The sequence below is a fragment of the Kitasatospora sp. NPDC086791 genome (assembly GCF_040685975.1).
Taxonomy (GTDB): domain Bacteria; phylum Actinomycetota; class Actinomycetes; order Streptomycetales; family Streptomycetaceae; genus Kitasatospora.
Map to the genome: position 1 here is coordinate 190,834 of NZ_JBFBOC010000007.1, position 17,829 is coordinate 208,662.

Consider the following 17,829-nt stretch of genomic DNA (forward strand, 5'->3'; position numbering starts at 1 on the left):
CCGCCCGCCCCCGGGGCGGGCTCAGCCGGACAGCTTGCGCATCAGCCGGACGCCCTGGGCCGCCGTCAGGTGCGGCAGGTACGCCTTGCCGATCGCCCGGGTGATGCCGGGCAGCGCGGCCGGGTCGGGGTAGGCCATGTACATCGGCCGGTACTCCGGCTGGAACTTCGCCTTGAACGCGAGCAGCGAGCGGAAGCCGTACACCGGCTCCAGCACCTTGCCCATCCAGTCCAGCATCCGCTGCAGCCCGGTGGGCTCCTCGCCCTGCCCGGTGCGGGCCAGCGGAGCGCCGGACAGCGACAGGAAGCGCGCGCCCTCCTCCTTGAAGCCGAGCGCGGCCGAGGCGATCAGGAACTCGTTGACGCCGCGGAAGCCGTCCGAGCGCCGGCGCATGAAGTCCAGCGTCCAGCCGACCGGCACGCCGTCCTCGTACACCGGCATCCAGCTGGTGAGCCCGTGCACCACGCGCTCCTCGTCCACCGCGACCAGCACCCGGACGTCCGGGTCGTCCAGCTCCTCCAGCCCGCCGAGCGTGAAGCCCATCTCCGGCAGGCCCTTCTCGGAGACCCATTCCTCCGAGATCGCCCGGATCTGGTCCCGCAGCGCGAGCGGGGCCTCGTGGTACGACCACCACTCGGCGGTGATGCCCTGCTTGCCGGCCTTGTTGAGGGCGGTGCGGATGTCCTGCCACTTGCGGCCGGTGAAGGCCAGCTCGGGCAGCGCGACCACGGTGTCCTCGGCGACCTGCACCGAGCGCCAGCCGAGCTGCGCGGCGGCCTCCCTGGTCGCCCCGCAGACGCTGTAGAAGCACGGCGTCCAGCCGCGCGCGTCGCAGTACCGGGCGAAGCCGGCCACCGCCCCGGCCCGGTCCTCCGGCGCGCCGAACGGGTCGCCGGTGGTCAGCGCGACGGTGCCGACCACCCGGTAGGCGACGCCGGCCCGGCCCCGATCGTCGAACCAGTAGTGGTTGCCGTCCCAGGTGGTGATGAACGACAGCGTCCCGCCGCCGTACCGGGTCAGCAGCTCCCTGGCCCGGGCGACCGCCGCCGCGTCGGTGTGCAGCACCGGCCGGCGGAAGGCCGTCAGCAGCGCGACCAGCGCCACCACCCAGAACGCCAGCCCGCAGTACGTCTCCAGGAAGCGCGCCACCGGCCCGACGGCGATCGGGTAGTCCGGCGTCAGGTCGTTGTACGCGGGCGGCAGGAACTGCGCGGGCAGCCCGTGCAGCAGCCGGCGCGCGGTCGCCCCCGGTTCGAACTGACCGGCCACCAGCCGCCCGAGCCCGACGTACGCGGCCGAGGAGAGCAGCGCGGCGCCGCCCACCACCAGGCCCAGCCGGCGCACCGACCGGCCGGACAGCCGCAGCCGGAACCGCTTGCGGGTGGCCAGCAGCAGGCTGGTGGTCAGCAGCGGCAGCAGCATCGCCTCGACGAAGTACTGCACCACGTCCTGGCTGTCCGGCCCGGAGTCCAGGTACAGCCAGGCCAGCAGCGCCGCCCAGAGCAGCTCGGTGGCGATGGTGACCAGCCAGGCGAACCGCAGCCCCCGGCGCAGCCCCTCGGCGAGCACCAGCAGCAGCGCCGGGAAGAGCGCGGCCATCAGCCGGCCGGGGGTGTCGAAGATCCGGACCAGGGCGTGCGCGCGGGCGCAGTCGTGCACCGAGAGCGCGCAGTAGTCGGCGACCTCGTCCGGGCCGATCCGGTGCGAGAAGTACAGCTCCGAGAAGGTGTTGAACGGCCCGCTGGCGTTGTCGTACAGCGAGGCGATCAGCGGCCCGAAGGCGGCGGCGACCAGGCAGAGCGCGACCAGCACCCGGGTCTCGGAGTGCGAGGAGCGGTGCGAGCGCAGGTACGGGCGGCCGCGGCTGAGCAGCGCGCCGACGCCGAGCCCGGCCAGCGCGGCGGCGCACCGCTGGACGCTCTGCAGGTGGCCGACGTACAGCGTCATGACCAGCGGGACGAGCAGCACCAGCAGGTGCAGCCGGCGCCGCCAGAGCACGGTGAGCCGGTACCCGAGCACCCCGGCCAGCGCGAACAGGCCGACGCCGGGGCCGATCGAGACCTGGTCGGCGACCGAGGCGGTCCACTGCTCCCCGGCGGAGGAGCCGAAGGCGATCAGCCCGGTGCCCAGCAGGGCGCCGACGACCTGTCCGCCGACCAGCACCGCGAGGGTGCGCAGCCGGCCGAGCCGGTGCTCGGCGGCCGGGCCGACCAGGAGCAGCAGCAGGCTGGTGAAGACGTACGAGCCGAGGCCGGAGCACCAGAACATCGAGGTGAGCGGTGTCCACCAGTGGCCCTCGGCGAACGTGGGCAGGCCGACGCCGGCCCGGTCCAGCAGCCGGTCGGACGGCCCGTGGCGCAGGCTGCCGGTGGCCGCGCCGAGCAGCCACAGCCCGGCCAGCAGGGCCAGCGTGAGCGGCGCCGCGCGCAGCCGGGTGCCGAGCACCCGGGCGGCTCGCCGGACCCGCTGCGGGCGCGGCTCCGGCGTCCGGGTGACCGGCGCGCGGTCCGCGCCCTGGTCGGACCCGGCCTGCGCGGCCCCCTGTTTGCCCGCCTGCTTGGCCGCCTGTTTGGCCACCTGCTTGGCTTCCTGGGCGCCCTCCTGCGTGCCCCGCGGCGTGCCGCGCTGGGCGACGACCCGTTCCGGCTTCTGCTCGTGCTCCCCGACGGCGGCGACCGCCGTACCCGCCCCGGTCACCGGGTCAGCCCGGTCTGTCGGGCGAGCCACGGGACCTGCTGGACGATGCCGGGCCGGAAGACGACCCACCCGTGGCCGCCCGGCATCAGTTCGAACTTCGCCTTCATCCCAGCCCCCTGTACGGCCTGGTAGACCTTCTCCATCTGCGGCTTGAACTCCGCGTCGGTCTCGCCGACGAGCAGGGCGACGTTGGTGTCCGGGAACTTCTTCCGGGCCATCACCTGCAGCGGGTCGACCGCGTCGAACTTCTTCCCGTCACCGTCGTACGCGGCCTTGACGGTGTCCTCCCGGGTGCCGAGGGTCGGCTCCTCCTGCCCGGACATGTCGAGGACGGTGCCGTACACGTCGGGCGCGTTGACACCGAGCTGGAGGGCGCAGGTGCCGCCCATCGAGGCGCCGCCGACCGCCCAGGACTTCCGGCCGGTCGCGGTCTGCAGGTTCTGGTGGATCCAGAAGGGGACGTCCGACGCCAGGTAGGTCTGCATCTTGGCGATCTTGGAGTCCAGGCAGAGCGTGTTGGCCCAGGTGGAACCGAGCTGATCGGGCATCACCACGATCGGCGCGAGGCCGCCGTGCTGCGCGGCGAAGTCGTCCATCCGCTCGTTCAGCTGCCCCCGGAGGACCCAGTCGCCGGGCTCCCCCGGCTGGCCGGTGAGCATCACGACCACCGGCAACAGCGGCCGCGGGTTGGCCTGGTACGCGGGCGGGAGGTAGACGTACGCGTCGCGGGCCTTGAAGCCCGACCGGAGGCCGGGGATCGACACCACCGAGACGGTGCCCTTCGTGGGCAGGTCCGCCGGGGGCCGCCAGACCTCGTCGAGCACCTTCTCCGGCGGAACGGTGACGGTCTGTCCGACCTTCGCGGGGACCAGCCCGTCGGTCTTGGTCAGCCACGGCGCCAGCATCACCCGCCCGCTCGGGAACTGCCCGAAGCCGATGTTGATCTCGGAGGCGGCCATCAGCAGCACCAGCCCGCTCAGGCCGAGCGCGATGCCGCGGCGGCGCCAGGTGAGCCGGCGGAACCGGTAGCCGGCCAGGCAGAACCCGAGCAGGGCGACGGCTATCCACCAGGTGACGTACTCCGGGGTGCCCTCCGGGAAGGGGTGCCACCAGCCGTCGACCACGACGTCGAGCAGCAGGCTGAGCGCGGCCGCGGTGAACAGCGCGGCGGGCAGGCGGACGCGCCACCAGCTGCGGCCGCGGCCGACGGCCAGCGCGAACAGCGCCGCCCAGCCGAGCACGAGGACGGCGTGCGGGATCCGGCCCTCGGTGAGGTGCCAGTCGATCGGGTTCCAGCGGGAGGCGAGTGTGAGCGTGGTCATGCGGCTTTGCCCGGCTGGGTGGTGTCGGCCAGGAAGCCGTAGGCGACGACGTTGCCGTCGTAGCCGTGCTCCTCGCTGTAGGCACCGCCGCAGGTGATCACCCGCAGCTGTGCGTCAGCGGCCTGACGGTAGACCCGATTGTCCGGGAAGTCCTTTCGGTCGTGCACTTCGATGGCGTACAGCTGGTAGACGGCGATGGCGCCGTCCGCCCTGGCGATCTCGATCCGGTCTCCCCGGCGGAGCGCTCCCAGATGGTAGAAGACGGCCGGACCCGACTTGTTGTCGACGTGCCCTGCAAGGATCGCGGTGCCGCGCTGACCGGGACTGGCGCCGCCCCGGTACCACCCCGCCAGGTTCCGGTCCGCCTCGGGCGGGGCCTGCAGGTGGCCGTCGGCGTCCAGCCCGAGCGCGGTGACCGGGGCGTCCAGACGGACGGCCGGGATGCGGATCCGGGTCGGCGCGGACGGGCCCAGCGGCGGGACGACGGAGACCGGCGCGATGCCGGCCTGGGCCTGGCCGGAGTCCGGGGCGGGGGGCAGCACCGAGCCGCCGTCGTGCAGCAGCCAGGCACCGAGCACCAGCGCGGCGCCCGCCGCCAGGGTGCCCGGCCAGGGGCTCCTGCTCTGCTGGACGCCCACGGGCGCTCCCCTCTGCCGACGGAATCCCACATTCTGGGAGTTTCCTGGGAACAATTGAACCGGATGGGACTGTATGGCACGTCCATACGATGGTCGTACTGGCACCCGCCGATCGGCAGGGTTGCAGACCCCTTCGGTGCACCGCGTGGATGCCCGGTCGCGGAGCGCGACTGCCGCCCCTCGTCAGCGCCCGCCGCGGGACCACGGCCCGACACGTCCTTCCGACGGTTCTACGGGCAGGTTCGGTTGCGGCGTTCGAGCGATCGCTCACGACCGTCCGTTGCGCCTCCTCGACCGTTTCCGACCGCGTGGCATGCTGACGCGGTCACAGGTTCGATCCCCCGGGTGTCCGGCCGCACCCGTTACGCCCGCATGCCGCTGAACGGCACATGAACGGAGTGATCATGGACGCTCTCTCCCGCCGCACCCTGCTGGCGGCCGGCGCCACCGCGGCCGCCACCCTGGCGGCCGGCTGTGGCAACAACCACACCACCGGCGGGGAGCGGGCGACCGGTTCCGCCCCCGACGGCGGCGCGGACGCCGAGCAGAGCGCCACCCCCGTCCCCGCCCCGGCCCCCAAGCAGGCCGTCCTGATCGGCGACGGCTCCACCTCCGACACCGGCTCCCAGCCGCACCAGCCCGTCCCCGAGCGGCTGCAGTCCGGGCAGCGCCCGCCGCAGTTCGTGGTCTTCTCCTGGGACGGCGCCGGCGAGCTCGACAACGGCCTGTTCGCCCGCTTCCGCCGGCTGGCCCGCGAGCACGACGCGAAGATGACCTTCTTCCTCAGCGGCCTCTACCTGCTGCCCGAGTCCAAGAAGGACCTCTACCGCCCTCCGCAGCACAAGGTCGGCGCCTCCGACATCGGCTACCTGAGCGACCAGCACATCCGCGACACCCTGGAGAACCTGCACGCCGCCTGGCTGGAGGGCCACGAGATCGGCACCCACTTCAACGGCCACTTCTGCGGCGCCACCGGCGTCGGCCGGTGGTCCCCGGAGGAGTGGGACAGCGAGATCCAGCAGGCGATGGACTTCGTGACGAACTGGCGCACCAACACCGGCTTCACCGACCTGCCCTCGCTGCCCTTCGACTACCGCAAGGAGCTGATCGGCAGCCGCACCCCCTGCCTGGAGGGCCAGCGCAACCTGCTGCCCACCGCGGTCAAGCGCGGCTGGCGCTACGACAGCAGCGGCAACGGCACCCAGGTCTGGCCGCAGAAGATCCAGGGCGGCGCGCTCTGGGACCTCCCGCTGCAGTCCATCCCGTTCCCCGGGCACACCTTCCAGGTGCTCTCGATGGACTACAACATCATGTACAACCAGTGCGGCCCCAACACCAAGGCCGACCCGGCGCTCCACCCGGGCTTCCAGGCCCAGGCCCGCGACGCCTACCTGATGGGCTTCGACCGCACCTACCACGGCAACCGGGCGCCGTACATCATCGGCAACCACTTCGAGGAGTGGAACGGCGGCATCTACATGAACGCCGTCGAGGACGTCCTCAAGTCGATCGCGAGCAAGCCGGAGGTCCGGCTGGTCTCCTTCCGCCAGCTGGTCGACTGGCTGGACGCCCAGGACCCGGCGGTGCTGCGCAAGCTGCAGACCCTCGCCCCGGGCCAGTCCCCCACCGGCGGCTGGGAGGCCTTCCTCGGCACCCCGGGGGCGGCGCCGGTGCCCTCCCCCACCGCCACCGCCACCGCCGTCACCGGCTGACCGTCAGGACCGGGTGCGGACCCGGCCGGAGAGCAGCGCTCCCAGCAGCGCCACCCCGGCCATCACCAGCAGGATCACCGCGAAGGCGCCGGGCGAGCCGGCGCCTTCGGCCTGTCCGTGGCCGGCCGCCAGGGCCCCGCCGCCCAGGGCCGCGAACAGCACCCCGGCCAGGCCGGTGAGCAGCACGTTGCCCAGCGCGTCGCTCATCTGCAGCGCGGCCGAGTTGGCCCCGGCGTCCTCCGGCTCGGAGAGCTTCATCATCAGCACGCTGACGCTCGCGACGGCCAGCCCCATCCCGACGCCGCCGATCCCCCAGGCCACCGAGGCCGCCCAGGCCGGCACGCCCGGGAGCAGCACCAGCGCGGCGCCGGCGATCGCCAGCGCGGTCAGCACGAAGCCGCCCCGGATCATCGCCTCGCGGTAGCGCTCGGCCCCCGGCCGGCCCTGCAGCCAGGAGCCCAGCGCCCAGGAGAGCCCGCCGCTGGTCAGGGTGAGCCCGGCCAGCGTCGGCGACAGGCCGCGCTGGGTGGTCATCATCAGCGGGATGAAGGCCTCGGCCGCGAAGAACGCCCCCGCCGCCACCCCGCGCAGCAGGATCACCGTCGGCAGTCCGCGCCCGGCCCGCAGGGTCCGCTTCGGCAGCAGCCCCAGGACGGCCGGCACCAGCAGCGCCGCACCGACGACCCCCGGCAGCAGCCCGATCAGGTCGCGGCGCTGCCCCGCGTACTGCAGCAGGCCGGCGCCGAGCGCCGCCATCGCGGCCAGCAGGGTGCGCCGGCGGTCGAAGTCCGCGCCCCTGGGCACCGGGTGCTCCCGCTCGGAACGGGCCAGCGCCGGGCCCATCACGGCCAGCGGCAGCAGGATCAGCACCGGCACGGCCAGGAACACCCAGCGCCAGCCGAGGTGCTGGGTGACCGCCCCGGCGACCAGCGGGCCCACGATCGAGGGCAGCACCCAGGCCGAGGAGAAGGCCGCGAACACCGACGGCCGCAACCGCTCCGGATAGGCCCGGCCGACCACCACGTACAGCGCGACGATCACCAGCCCGCCGCCCAGGCCCTGGATCGCCCGCCCGGCCACGAACACCCACATCCCGGGCGCCGTCCCGGCCACCAGCAGGCCGACGCCGAACACCGCGATGCCGGTGAACAGCGGCTGCAGCGGCCCGCGCCGGTCGCACCACTGGCCGGAGACGACCAGGGCGAACAGCGTGGTGGTGAAGTAGCCGGAGAAGGCGAAGGCGTACAGCCCGAGGCCGTCCAGCTGGCGAGCCGCCGTCGGCATCGCGGTGTTGACGGCGGTCGCCTCGAAGGCGATCACCAGGACGACCGAGACGATCCCGAGCGTCAGGGCGCGGAAGCGGCCGCTGAGCACCCCGCCGCCGGGATCGTCGTCGAGGGGTATCGGGACCGGGTCGACCGAGGTGGGGGAGGCTGTGGTCATACGTAACATCGTAAGAGCCGTCCGCCCCGATGACCCCTGACCAGGGTCGGTGATCGCCTCGGTCCCGAGGCCTAGGACGGGGTCGCGGGCCCCGGCGCGGTCAGTGCAGCGCCTTGAGGCCCACCACGCCGGAGACGATCAGCAGCAGGCAGGCGATCCGGGCCGTGGTCACCGCGTCCCCCAGGACGGCCATGCCGTAGAGCGCGGTGCCGACCGCGCCGATGCCGACCCAGACCGCGTACCCGGTGCCGATCGGGATGGTGCGCATCGCGTAGGCCAGACCGCCCATGCTGAACAGCAGCGCGACGCCGAAGACGGCGGAGGGGACGGGACGGGAGAAGCCCTTGGACGATTCCAGGGCGACCGCCCAGACGGTCTCCAGGAGACCGGAGACGATGAGAACGAGCCAGGCCATGACGACGAGCCTCCGCAGTCCACAGCGGCCGGGTTGCCGCTGAACTGCGCCGTCTTGTCGTCACCGGGTACGACGCGCTCGTCCGGGGTGGCGGAATGCCGTCACCGGTCTTCGACGCTAGCACACATCGCCATACAGAATTTACACAACGTCATTGACCCTCCGCCCCCGGATCCGCCACCATGAATTCACTGGCCGTGTGCCCGAGTGGCTCAGGGAACCGTCTGCAAAGCGGTGTACGCGGGTTCAATTCCCGCCACGGCCTCCTGGAAAAGGAATTGCCGGTCGACTTCCGGAGTCGACCGGCAATTCCTTTCGCCGTTCTCTGCGGCTTTCTGCGGCTTTCCCCGGATTTCTGCGGCTTTCTGCGGCTTTCTGCGGCTTTCCCCGGGTGTCCCGCGACGGTTAGACAGCGGTTCGACGGCTGTTCGGCTCAGGCCGTGACGGCGTCCTCCGCCCGGATCGGCAGTCGGCCGACCGGCAGGCCGGTGGCGGCGCGGACGGCCGCGGCGACGGCCGCCGGAGCGACCACCGCGGGGGCGGCACCGACCGCCTTGGCCCCGAAGGGGGCGACCACGTCACGCTCCTCCAGCAGCGCGGCGATCCGCACCTCCGGGGTGTCCAGCGCGGTGGGCAGCCGATAGCCGGTGAGCGAGGGGTTCTGCAGCACCCCGCCCTCGGTGCGCAGGTCCTCCAGCAGCGCCAGCCCGACGCCCTGGGCCACGCCCGCCTCGATCCGGTCCTCGATCTGCCGCGGGTTCAGCGCCCGGCCCACGTCCTGGGCGACCGTCATCTCGACCACCCGCACGGCGCCCAGCTCGATGTCCACGTCCACCACCGCGCGCATCGCGCAGAACGAGATGGAGACGAAGGCGTCGCCGTGCCCGGCGTCGTCCAGCGGCTCGGTGGGGTGCGGGCGGCACTGCGCGGTGGCCCAGAGCTCCTTGCCCTCCAGCGCCTCGGCGACGGGCATTCCGAGCACCCCGTCGTACGAGGTGATCTTGCCGTCGGCGATCTGCAGCAGCTCCGCCGACATCCCGAAGTTGGCCGCGATCGGCTGCAGCAGCTGGTGGCGGACCATCAGCGCGGCCCGCTCGACGGCGCCGCCGGAGACCCAGGTGTGCCGGCCGCGGGCGGAGGGCCCGGCGATCGACTGGTCGCTGTCGGCCGGCGCGATGTAGACCTCGCTGACGCCCAGCACGGTCTGCACGATCTGCCGGGCCAGCGTGGCGAAGCCCTGCCCGGCGTCGACGGCCGCGCAGATCACCGTGGCGTGGTCGCCGCTGACCCGCACGGTCGCGGTGGACACCTCGTCCTCGCCCTCGGCGCCCAGCATGTGCACCATGCCGACGGCGTAGCCGATGCCGCGCCGCACCGCCGCCGGGTCGCCCGCGCCGCCGGGCCCGCCGGGCAGCAGCCACTCGGCGTCCGGGTCGTCCACCGGCAGGGCCGGCAGCGGCTCCTCCGCGACGGCGTCCAGCAGTGCGCGCACCGGCGCCGGGCAGGTGACGGCCTGCCCGGTGGGCAGCGGGTCACCGGTGGACATCGCGTTGCGCCGGCGGATCTCCACCGGGTCCACGCCCACCCGGGCGGCCAGCTGGTCCAGCTGCGACTCGTACGCGAAGCAGGCCTGCAGCGCGCCCTCGCCGCGCATCCGCCCGGCCGGCGGGTTGTTGGTGCGCACCGCCCAGGCGTCCACGAAGACGTTGGGGCAGACGTACGGACCGGCCGAGAACGCCGTCGCGGCGGCCAGCGCCTCGGCGGAGACGTCCGCGTAGGCGCCGCCGTCCAGCAGGATCTGCGCCTCGACCTTCACCAAGGTGCCCTCGGCGTCGGCGTGGTGGCGGTAGCGCAGGAGCGCGGGGTGGCGCGAGGTGTGGGTGTGGAAGGACTCCTCGCGGGTGAGGGTCATCTTCACCGGCCGGCCGGTGCGCAGCGCCAGCAGCGCCAGAGTGACCTGGAAGGAGAGGTCCTCGCGGTCGGTGGTGGCGCCGGGCACGCCGGTGACCACCAGCCGGACCCGGTCGGGCTCCAGGCCGAGGCAGGCGGCGGTGCGGTCGCGGTCGCCGTGCGGGTCGGTGGAGGACAGGTGCAGCTCGACGCCGCCGTCCGGGCGCGGCACGGCCAGCCCGGCCTCGGCGCCGAGCGGCGCCGGGTCCTGCCGGCCGACCTGGTAGAGGCCCTCGACGATGATCTCGCCGGCCGCGTCCGGGTCCCCGGTGCGCAGCGGCAGGTGGCGGAAGAGGTTGCCGTCGGGGTGCAGCGGCGGCGCAGTGAAGGCCTGTTCGGGGTCGGTCACGGCCTCCAGGGGCTCGTAGTCGACCGCGATCAGACCGACCGCCAGCCGGGCGGTGTCCGGGTGGTCGGCGGCCACCGCGGCGATCGGCTCGCCGTGGTGGCGCACCACGCCGGCGGCCAGCACCGGCCGGTCGGCGACGACCGGGCCGGCCGGGGCGCCGTCGGGGGTGCCGTCCGGGCCGGGCGGCAGGTCCGCGGCGGTGACCACGGCGTGCACGCCGGGCAGCGCGAGCGCGGCGGAGGTGTCGATGCCGCGGATCCGGGCGTGCGGGTGCGGCGAGCGCAGCACCGCGCCCCAGAGCAGCCCCTCGGCCCACAGGTCGGCCGCGTACGGGTAGATGCCGAGCGCCTTGGGCAGCGCGTCACTGCGCAGCGGGGAGCTGCCCAGGCCGAACGGCTCCGGTGCGCCGCCCTCGCCGCCGTCCTGCTGGAGTGCTGCGCCGATGTCGGTAGGCGACGTCATGATGCGTGGTCGTCCTCGGGGAGCCGGATGCCGTGGGCGGGGGTGGCGCCGTACGGGACGCCGGCCGGGGCGCCGCCCTCGGCCGGGGCACCGTGCGGGTGCGGGGCGGCGTACGGGGTGCCGTGCGGCGGCGTGCCGTCGAAGGCGGCGCCGGGCAGCGGGGTGCCGTGCGCGGGGGTCGGCTCGTAGACCGGGGCGTCGTACCCGGTGTCGTAACCGGTCTGCTGCTGGTGGCCGTCCGGGTAGGGCAGGTAGGTGCCATGGGCGGGGGTGGCCTGGTACGGCTGTTCGGGGTAGCCCTGGGGCGGGTAGTAGACCTGGTCGTCGGCGGTCCCGGCGGGGATGCCGCCCTGGACCGGGGCGAGGACGGTGGTGTCGTACACCCCGGTGTCGTAGCCGCCCGACGGGTCGCCGTACGGCGCCGCGGCCGGGGCGTGGGCCTGCTCGGTGGGGTGCGGGGCGGTGGGGTGCGGAACGGCGGGGTGCTGGGCGGCGAGGTGCGGGTCCGCGGGCTGCTGGTCGACGGGCTGCTCGGCGGGGTGCGCCTCGACCGCCTGCGGGCCGACGGCCTGCTGCGGGACGTGCTCGATCCAGGCATCGGCGTCGGTGTAGACCGGCGACTCGACCTCGGGCTCGGCCCCGGCGGCCGGGTCGGCCGGTGCCCCGGCGGCCGGCTCGGCGGACTGCGCGGCGGCCTCCCCGGCGAGCGTCGCGGCCTCCTCCGCCTCCTCGGCCTCCACCGCGCGGGCCTCCGCGACGGTCTGGACCGCGGCCAGCACGCCCTTGTAGCCGGTGCAGCGGCAGAGGTTGCCGCAGAGCGCCTGCCGGGCCTCGACCTCGGTGGGCCGGTGGTTGCGCTGGAGCAGGTCGTGCACCGCCATCGCCATGCCGGGAGTGCAGTAGCCGCACTGCACGGCGCCGGAGGCGGCCAGCGCCTGCTGGACGTCGCTCGCGCCGCCGGCGGCCGACAGTCCCTCGACGGTGTTGATCTCGCTGTCGGCGGCCAGCGCGGCGGGCACCAGGCAGCCGGCCACCAGCTGGCCGTCCACCTGCACCGAGCAGGCCCCGCACTCGCCCTGCTCGCAGCCGTCCTTGGCGCCGGCCAGGCCGAGCCGCTCGCGCAGCACGTAGAGCAGGCTCTCACCGATCCAGGCGTCAGTGACGGGCCGTTCGAAACCGTTGACCCGTAGCGTGTACGAGGCGCACGGGCGCAGCTCGCGGCTGACCTGCGGGGAGAGGCCGAGCGGGTCGGCGTCGAGGGTCTCGATGGGGTCTGTGGTCACTTCAGCGCCCTTCCCAGTGCCCGTCGGGCCAGCACCGCTACGGTACGCCGCAGCCGAACGGCCGCCGCGGTCGGCCCCTCGGTCACGGCCTCCCAGGAGCCCTCGGCGCCGTAGTTGTCGGGGACGCAGGCGGAGGCCACGTACTCGCCGAAGGCGGCGTTCGCGGCCGGGTCGATCTCCCGGCTGCCGTCCCAGTCGATGCAGCCGGCCACCCAGGCCTCGGCCTCCAGCGGGCGCAGCGGCACCGGGGCGACGGCGCCGACGGCGCAGCGCACCGAGCGCCGGGCCGGGTCGAGGACGAGGGCGACGGAGGCGGTGGCGCGGGCCGGGCCGCTGCGGCCGGTGGCCTTGAGGAAGACCTGCGGGGCGTGCAGCAGCGGGACCCGCACCCAGGTGAGCAGCTCGCCGGGGCGCAGCGGGTCGAGGCCGGTGAGCAGGTGACTGACCGGTACCTCGCGGCTGCCCCCGGCCCGGGCGAGGGTGACGGTGGCCTCCAGCGCGGCGAGCACCGGGAGGGTGTCGCCGGCCGGGGCGGCGGTGACGATGTTGCCGCCGAGCGTGCCGACGTTGCGGACCTGCGGCGGGCCGGCGGTGCGGGCGGCGTCGGCGAGCGCGGGGATGAGCGCGGCGAAGTCGGGGCGGTCCATCCGGGCGTGGGTGAGTCCGGCGCCGAGCACCGCGGTACCGCCGTCCTCGTAGCGCCAGCCGCGCAGTTCGGTGATCCGGCCGAGGCCGACCAGGGCGGCGGGGCGCAGCCGTCCGGCGTTGACGGCTTCCATCAGGTCGGTGGCTCCGGCCACCGGTACCGCGGCCGGGGCGGCGGCCAGCGCGTCGACGGCCTCGTCGAGCGAGGCCGGCAGCATGATCGTCCGGTTCACCTGGGTCCCACCGTGCTCCACTTGCTCATCGATCGCCTGCCGCCCGCGGCCTTGGGCCGTAGTGTCCGCGTCAGCAGCCCGGCCTGGCCCGTAGGGTACGGGCGATCGGGCCGGGTTGGGCAACTCTGGCACACAATGCTCGATGATCATTTCGGGGCCGGTGAACGGGACTGCCCGATTGGGACGGATACCGGGCGGTATCTGCCCCGACCCGGATCGGGCCAGGGCAGATGTTCACCTGTTCTTGACGTCGGATGACCACTCAGAAGTTCCCGGCGGGTAGCACCGGGGCCGTCGCCGCACGGACGGGAGTTCGACGGCCCGCCCGGTCGCACCGGTGGCGGGCCGCCCCGGCACCCGGCGGCGACAGGCCCGCTAACGCACCGGCGGCAGGCCCTCGATCGGCCGGCCGACCACACCGGGCCGGCGCTGCCAGGGCAGCGGCCCGTCGGCCGGGCGGTACTCGACGCCGAGCGCGTCCAGCGCCTTCAGGTGCGTCGCCAGCCGCCGCTCGAAGCCGGCGAAGTCGCGCTCGGCCGGCTGGGCGGGCAGCTCGGACCAGGCGACCTCGGCGAAGGCGACCAGCCGGGGGAAGGCCCGGTAGTCGATGTCCCGGGCGCTGTCCATGAACTCGGTCCACAGGTTGGCCTGGGTGCCGATCACGTGCCGTGCCGCGGCCTCGTCCAGCTGCTCCGGCACCGGCTCGAAGCGGTAGACGTCCTCCAGCGTGCGCACGAAGCCGACCGGGATCGGCTCGTCCGGCCCGCCGGCCTGCCGGTGGTCGAGGTAGACGTGCTGCTCGGGGCACATCACCACGTCGTGCCCGGCTTCGGCGGCGGCGATCCCGCCGCCGAAGCCGCGCCAGGAGGAGACGGCGGCGCCCGGGGCGAGCCCGCCCTCCAGGATCTCGTCCCAGCCGATCAGCCGGCGGCCGCGCTCGGCCAGCCAGCGGTCGAAGTGCCGGATGACGTGGCTCTGCAGCTCGTCCTCGTTGGCCAGGCCCAGCTCGCGGATCCGGGCCTGGGCGGCGGCGCTGTCCTTCCACTGCTCCTTGGGGCACTCGTCGCCGCCGAGGTGGACGAACTCGGACGGGAAGAGCTCCAGGACCTCCTCCAGCACGCCCTCGAAGAAGCGCAGGGTCTCCTCGGAGGCGTTGAGCACGTGCGGGCTCACCCCCCAGTCCGTCCAGACGCCGAGCGCGGCGGTGTCCACCACGTCGGTGTTGCCCAGCTCGGGGTAGGCGGCGACGGCGGCCTGGGTGTGGCCGGGCAGGTCGATCTCCGGGACGACGGTCACCCCGCGCGCGGCCGCGTACGCGACGATCTCGCGCAGGTCGTCCTGGGTGTAGTAACCGCCGTGCGGGCGGTCGTCGCGGCGGTCGGCGGAGCGGAAGCCGACCATCGAGCGCTCCCGCCAGGCGCCCTGCGCGGTCAGCGCCGGGTAGCGCTTGATCTCCACCCGCCAGCCCTGGTCGTCGGTCAGGTGCAGGTGCAGCACGTTGAGCTTGTGCGCGGCCAGCAGGTCGACGAAGCGCAGCACGTCCGCCTTGGGCAGGAAGTGCCGGGCGACGTCGAGCAGCGCGCCGCGCCAGCCGAACCGGGGGGCGTCCTCGATGTCGGCGCCGGGCAGCACCCAGCCCTCGTGGCGCAGCGGCGACCGCCGGTAGGCGTCCGGCCCGAGCAGCTGGCGCAGGGTCTGCGCCGCCCACAGCGCACCGACCGGCCCGCCCGCCGCGAGCAGCGCGTGGCCGGGGCGCACCGTGATCCGGTACGCCTCGGCGGCGAGCGCGTCGTCCTGGACCAGTTCGATGCCCGCGCCCGGCCGGCCCGGGCCGAACGGCAGCCCGGTGGCGGCGGACAGCGTCCCCCGCAGCCAGCGCTCGGCGTCGGCCAGCGCGGGCGGTGCGGTCAGGGTGGTGGTGGCGTCGAGCGGGAAGTCCTCGTCCGGGCGGCGGACGGCGCGCGAGGGTGCGGGAATGAGGTCCATCCCGACATCCTGCCCACGCCCGGGGGGATTGGCATAGACCACTGCACGATCACGGTGCTATGCAAAACGACGCCGCGGAACGGGCGGACCGGAGGCGGGCGGACTACTTCTCGCCGTCGCCGTCGCCGCCCTGCGGCTTGCCGATGCCGTCGTAGATCTCCTTGCACATCGGGCAGACCGGGTACTTCTTCGGGTCGCGTCCGGGCACCCACACCTTGCCGCAGAGCGCCACCACGGGAGACCCGGAGAGCGCGCTCTCCATGATCTTGTCCTTCTGGACGTAGTGCGCGAAGCGCTCGTGGTCGCCGTCCCCGTGGGACACCTGGGGGACGGGCTCGACCAGGGTGCCGGTGCCGAGGCCGCGCTCGGGCTCAAGAGTGCTCATGGGTGCCAAGTCTATGGGCGCCCCGGGAAACCGGGCCAGTGTCGCGCGGCGGGCCCGCGGCTCAGTTCATCGTCGGGTCGTCCGGGTAGGTCGCCAACAGGGCCAGCGGACCGCGCTGGCGGCGCAGCACCGAGCGCCACAGCCGCTCCGGCTCGGGGCTGGAGACGTCCCCGGACTCGCAGTCCACCAGGTACCAGGCGCCGCTCTCCAGCTCGGTCTCCAGCTGCCCCGGCGACCAGCCCGCGTACCCGGCGAAGATCCGCAGGCTGCCCAGCTCGCCGGCCAGCACCTCGGGCGGCGCCTCGAGGTCCACCAGGCCGATCGCGCCGTGCACCCGCCGCCAGCCCAGCGGCTCGCCGGTGCCGGGCTCCCCCGGTGCCACCGCGAGGCCGAGCGCCGAGTCCAGCGCCACCGGCCCGCCCTGGAACACCACGGCCGGCTGGCCGACCAGTCCGCCCCAGCCGTCCAGCACGCTGCCCACCTCGACCGGCGTCGGCCGGTTGAGGACCACACCGAGCGCCCCCTCGGCGTCGTGGTCGAGGAGGAGCACCACCGCCCGCGCGAAGTTCGGGTCGGCGAGCAGGGGCGTCGCGACGAGCAGACGGCCGGTGTGGGACCGGCCTCCGTGCGAATGGGCCGCCGTCATGCCTCACATGATCCCGCAGAACGGCACCGCCGGGACACCGCAACGCGCGAAACCGCCACGCCGGACGAACACCCGTCCGGCCCCACCGGCGGGCGCCCGGACCCCCGGAGAGAGCACCATCACGGGAGAGGCTCACGGGAACCGCCGGAGCGCCCACTACCATCTACGTCTGGTGGACGCCTTTATACGGTGCCGACTCGGTTTCGCCGGGGGCCCGAACGCGCCCGTACGACCGGTCCACCGCCGGCTCTCTCCCGGAGCCCTCCCACAACTCCTCTGGCACCCCGGATTGCGAGAACGATGACCGACGACGTCCTGCTGGTCCACGGCGGAAACCCGCTCGAAGGCGAGATCCGCGTCCGCGGTGCGAAGAACCTGGTCCCCAAGGCCATGGTCGCCGCCCTCCTCGGCCAGGGCCCCAGCAGACTGCGCAACGTCCCGGACATCCGCGACGTCAAGGTGGTTCGCGGCCTGCTCCAGCTGCACGGCGTGACCGTGCGCACCGGTGACGAGGAGGGCGAGCTGATCCTCGACCCCTCGCACGTCGAGAGCGCCAACGTGGCCGACATCGACGCGCACGCCGGCTCGTCCCGGATCCCGATCCTGTTCTGCGGCCCGCTGCTGCACCGCCTCGGCCACGCCTTCATCCCGGGCCTGGGCGGGTGCGACATCGGCGGCCGTCCCGTCGACTTCCACTTCGAGGTGCTGCGCCAGTTCGGCGCCTCCATCGAGAAGCACCCGCAGGGCACCTACCTGGTCGCCCCGCAGCGCCTGCGCGGCACCAAGATCGAGCTGCCCTACCCCTCGGTCGGCGCGACCGAGCAGGTGCTGCTCACCGCCGTCCTCGCCGAGGGCGTCACCGAGCTGCGCAACGCGGCCATCGAGCCGGAGATCGTCGACCTGATCTGCGTCCTGCAGAAGATGGGCGCGATCATCACGCTGGGCACCGACCGCACCATCCTGATCACCGGTGTGGACGAGCTGAACGGCTACAACCACCGCGCGCTGCCGGACCGCCTGGAGTCCGCCTCCTGGGCCTGCGCGGCGCTGGCGACCAAGGGCGACATCTACGTCCGCGGCGCCCGCCAGCTGGAGATGATGACCTTCCTCAACACCTTCCGGAAGGTCGGCGGCGCCTTCGAGGTGGACGACGAGGGCATCCGCTTCTGGCACCCGGGCGGCGAGCTCAAGGCGATCGCCCTGGAGACCGACGTGCACCCGGGCTTCCAGACCGACTGGCAGCAGCCGCTGGTCGTCGCGCTGACCCAGGCCACCGGCCTGTCCATCGTGCACGAGACGGTGTACGAGTCGCGGCTCGGCTTCACCGGCGCGCTGAACCAGATGGGCGCTCACATCCAGCTCTACCGCGAGTGCCTGGGCGCCACCCCGTGCCGCTTCGGCGCCCGCAACTTCCTGCACTCCGCGGTCGTCTCCGGCCCCTCCAAGCTGATGGGCTCCGAGCTGGTCATCCCGGACCTGCGCGGCGGCTTCTCGTACCTGATCGCGGCGCTGGCGGCCGAGGGCACCTCGACCGTGCACGGCATCGACCTGATCAACCGCGGCTACGAGAACTTCATGGACAAGCTGCGCGACCTGGGCGCGCACGTCGAGCTGCCCAGCGAGCAGCTGGTCGACGCCTGATCAGCGGCCCGGCGCACGACGA

General features: G+C 73.9%; 12 protein-coding genes, 1 tRNA gene, 1 pseudogene and 1 riboswitch. Of the genes and pseudogenes, 3 read left to right on the forward strand and 11 right to left on the reverse strand.

The window, feature by feature from the left end:
* Positions 1–21: 21 nt before the first annotated feature.
* Genes AB0Q99_RS13620 through AB0Q99_RS13630 form a run of 3 tightly spaced genes read right to left on the reverse strand, consistent with a single transcriptional unit; the run spans position 22 to position 4,657 of the window.
* Positions 22–2,727, reverse strand: coding sequence for a rhomboid family intramembrane serine protease (locus AB0Q99_RS13620; RefSeq protein ID WP_363571182.1), 2,706 nt, complete (start codon positions 2,725–2,727; stop codon positions 22–24).
* A complete protein-coding gene (locus AB0Q99_RS13625) occupies positions 2,694–4,019 on the reverse strand; it encodes an alpha/beta hydrolase-fold protein (RefSeq protein WP_363571184.1) in 1,326 nt (441 codons plus the stop codon). Before AB0Q99_RS13625 ends, AB0Q99_RS13620 begins: the two co-directional genes overlap by 34 nt.
* Positions 4,016–4,657 (reverse strand): class F sortase, encoded by a 642-nt coding sequence (locus AB0Q99_RS13630; RefSeq protein WP_363571186.1) that lies wholly within the window; start codon positions 4,655–4,657, stop codon positions 4,016–4,018. Before AB0Q99_RS13630 ends, AB0Q99_RS13625 begins: the two co-directional genes overlap by 4 nt.
* 404 nt (positions 4,658–5,061) lie before the next feature.
* Between AB0Q99_RS13630 and AB0Q99_RS13635 the strand changes: the two genes are divergently transcribed.
* The gene (locus AB0Q99_RS13635) at positions 5,062–6,369 is read left to right on the forward strand and encodes a hypothetical protein (RefSeq protein ID WP_363571188.1); all 1,308 of its coding nucleotides are present in this window, start codon (positions 5,062–5,064) and stop codon (positions 6,367–6,369) included.
* Between the two features lie 3 nt (positions 6,370–6,372).
* Here AB0Q99_RS13635 and AB0Q99_RS13640 read toward each other — a convergent pair whose 3' ends face one another.
* The gene (locus tag AB0Q99_RS13640) at positions 6,373–7,812 is read right to left on the reverse strand and encodes an MFS transporter (RefSeq protein ID WP_363571190.1); all 1,440 of its coding nucleotides are present in this window, start codon (positions 7,810–7,812) and stop codon (positions 6,373–6,375) included.
* Positions 7,813–7,912: 100 nt separating this feature from the next.
* A complete protein-coding gene (locus AB0Q99_RS13645) occupies positions 7,913–8,227 on the reverse strand; it encodes an SMR family transporter (RefSeq protein WP_363571192.1) in 315 nt (104 codons plus the stop codon).
* A gap of 43 nt (positions 8,228–8,270) precedes the next feature.
* Positions 8,271–8,335: riboswitch (guanidine-III (ykkC-III) riboswitch) on the reverse strand.
* An 85-nt stretch (positions 8,336–8,420) separates the two neighbouring features.
* Between AB0Q99_RS13645 and AB0Q99_RS13650 the strand changes: the two genes are divergently transcribed.
* A tRNA-Cys gene (locus AB0Q99_RS13650) sits at positions 8,421–8,492 on the forward strand.
* A 168-nt stretch (positions 8,493–8,660) separates the two neighbouring features.
* On the opposite strand, the gene AB0Q99_RS13655 is transcribed toward AB0Q99_RS13650, so the two are convergent.
* From AB0Q99_RS13655 to AB0Q99_RS13680, 6 genes and pseudogenes are all read right to left on the reverse strand, one after another.
* Complete coding sequence (locus tag AB0Q99_RS13655; protein WP_363571194.1) at positions 8,661–10,988, reverse strand: xanthine dehydrogenase family protein molybdopterin-binding subunit; 2,328 nt, start codon at positions 10,986–10,988, stop codon at positions 8,661–8,663.
* Positions 10,989–11,713: 725 nt separating this feature from the next.
* A pseudogene (locus tag AB0Q99_RS13660) lies at positions 11,714–12,190 on the reverse strand ((2Fe-2S)-binding protein); the annotation flags it as partial.
* A gap of 77 nt (positions 12,191–12,267) precedes the next feature.
* Positions 12,268–13,134: an FAD binding domain-containing protein gene (locus AB0Q99_RS13665; protein ID WP_363571286.1), complete on the reverse strand. Its 867-nt coding sequence runs from the start codon at positions 13,132–13,134 to the stop codon at positions 12,268–12,270.
* 390 nt (positions 13,135–13,524) lie between these two features.
* Positions 13,525–15,135: a beta-N-acetylhexosaminidase gene (locus AB0Q99_RS13670; RefSeq protein ID WP_363571196.1), complete on the reverse strand. Its 1,611-nt coding sequence runs from the start codon at positions 15,133–15,135 to the stop codon at positions 13,525–13,527.
* Positions 15,136–15,238: 103 nt separating this feature from the next.
* Positions 15,239–15,520 (reverse strand): DUF3039 domain-containing protein, encoded by a 282-nt coding sequence (locus tag AB0Q99_RS13675; protein ID WP_363571198.1) that lies wholly within the window; start codon positions 15,518–15,520, stop codon positions 15,239–15,241.
* 61 nt (positions 15,521–15,581) lie between these two features.
* Positions 15,582–16,166, reverse strand: a complete 585-nt coding sequence (locus tag AB0Q99_RS13680) for a YqgE/AlgH family protein (RefSeq protein WP_363571200.1) — start codon at positions 16,164–16,166, stop codon at positions 15,582–15,584.
* Positions 16,167–16,466: 300 nt separating this feature from the next.
* Between AB0Q99_RS13680 and murA the strand changes: the two genes are divergently transcribed.
* Entirely contained in the window at positions 16,467–17,807 is a 1,341-nt protein-coding gene (gene murA, locus AB0Q99_RS13685; RefSeq protein WP_363571201.1) for a UDP-N-acetylglucosamine 1-carboxyvinyltransferase, read from the forward strand.
* Positions 17,808–17,829: the final 22 nt, after the last annotated feature.